At 75.6% G+C, this 1,842-nt stretch carries 1 protein-coding gene and 1 pseudogene; one reads left to right on the forward strand and one right to left on the reverse strand.

Annotated features, from left to right (window positions below; translation table 11 throughout):
• Positions 1 to 1,378, reverse strand: a pseudogene (locus HTZ82_RS10600) (ABC transporter substrate-binding protein); the annotation flags it as partial.
• A 173-nt stretch (positions 1,379 to 1,551) separates the two neighbouring features.
• On the opposite strand from HTZ82_RS10600, the gene HTZ82_RS10605 reads away from it, so the two are divergent.
• On the forward strand, positions 1,552 to 1,842 hold a 291-nt coding region (locus HTZ82_RS10605; protein WP_175409079.1), incomplete at its 3' end, for an NAD-dependent epimerase/dehydratase family protein.

Below are 1,842 nucleotides of genomic sequence, written 5' to 3' on the forward strand. Positions count from 1 at the left end.
GGAGAACGTCCCGTACGGCCTGTTCGCCGTCCTCGGAGCCGAAGGACGCGGCGCCTTCGGCGACGCCGACGCACTGCCCGTCCGTGCCGAGGAACGTCGAGCCGAGGCACGGGTCGGGGCCTTCGGTGGTGAACGGCATGCCCACGAGGAGCCCGGCGGTGAGGACCAGGGCGAGCACGCCGGCGCCGGCGGCCGCGGCGAGTTCGGTGCCGGGGCCCCAGCGGTGCACGGGCGGCGCGAGGGTGGGCCGGCGGCCGAGCCAGTACATCGCCGCCTGGTCGTCCGCGGGGCCTTCGGGGACCGGGACGACCATGCCGGACCGGTGGACGGGCCGGCTGCCGTCCTGGGCGATGGCGGCCAGCTCCGCACCGGCCTCGGACAGGCCGTGCACCCGGGTGTCGGGGATGCGGCTGGCGAGCGTCCGCACCCCGGCCGCCACCACGACGACCGAGGTGCATCTCAGGTCCTCCATGGCGGCGCGCAGTTCGCGCAGGAACCGCTGGACGCGGGACTCGGCCGGGCCCGCCTCCTCCACGAGGAGGACGAAGCGGCTGACCCGGCGGCGGCGCCACGGGCTGTACCAGCGCTTGCGGCTCGCCGACTCCAGGTCGGCGAGGAGGGCGTGGACCAGGACGCGGTCGAGCTGCTCGGGGTCGCCGTCGGGCCCGCCGCCCACCAGGTCGAGGGCGGAGCGGAAGAAGTCGTCCGACGGGACGCCCTGCTGCTGCCGTACCCACTCGGCGTACCAGCGGCGGGTGCCGGACCGTGCCCGGCCCAGCATCCGGCGGTCGGCGCGCCGGCCGTAGAGGGCGCGCGGCAACCGCTGGAAGAGGGGGCCCGCGACGAAGTTCCACAGGAGTTCGACCAGGGTGCCGCCGGCTGCCTGGTCGCGGCCGCCCAGCCACCACAGGGCGCGGGCCACCGAGGACACCTCGCGGTGCTGTGCGTAGCAGTGGTCGAGCAGTTCGCCGGGGCGGCGCTCCATCAGGCCGCCCGCCGCCGGGGCCGTGACGACGGCGCGCAGCAACTGGTAGGAGGGCAGCCGCAGGCGTCCGCTGCCGGACGGCATGGATCCTCGGAGCTGGTAGGCGATCTGCTCGTACAGCTCCAGGGGTTCGGGCGGTGCGGCGGCCGGGTCCGCCGTGTCCTCGGCCAGGTGGGCGTGGGGCGCGAGGCGGCCGTCGCGGCCGGTGAGGCGGGTGCGCAGGCCTGCGACGATCCGCCGGCCGACGCGACCGGTGCCGGGTTCGCTCAGCAGGACGACCGGTACGCCGCCGCGGTGGCGGCGGGGCTGCACGATGAGTTTGTCGAGGGCGTCGACGAACTGGTTGACGCCCGGGTAGGCCGGAATGCGGGCCTGTGGTTCCCCCGTTGCCACGGTCCTTTTTCCCTTCTCACACGCGTGACCAGGGTCGTGCCCCGCATCAACCGTCCGCAACCACTCCGGTGCCCGCGGTGTACGCGGTGTACGGCGGCGGGGCGGGGCGGCGGCCGGGTCCGCTGTCAGCGAAGCGCCCGGGTGTGCGGGGCGCGGGGTGCTTGGGTGGCGGGATGGAGATATTGGTTCTGGGTGGCACGGCGTGGGTGGGCAGGGAGCTGTCGCGGCAGGCGGTCGCGCGCGGTCATCGGGTGACGTGCCTCGCGCGCGGTGAGAGCGGGGACGTCGCGGAGGGGGCGACGCTGGTGGCCGCCGACCGGCGGGACCTCGCGGCGTACGCGCCGCTGCTGGGCCGCGACTGGGACGCGGTCGTCGAGGTGTCGTGGCAGCCCGGTTTCGTACGAGGGGCGCTCGACGCGCTGGGCGGCCGGGCCGGGCACTGGACGTATGTGTCCTCCGTCAGC

The sequence above is a fragment of the Streptomyces sp. TRM64462 genome, from assembly GCF_013362995.1.
In the GTDB taxonomy this organism is placed as follows: Bacteria; Actinomycetota; Actinomycetes; order Streptomycetales; family Streptomycetaceae; genus Streptomyces.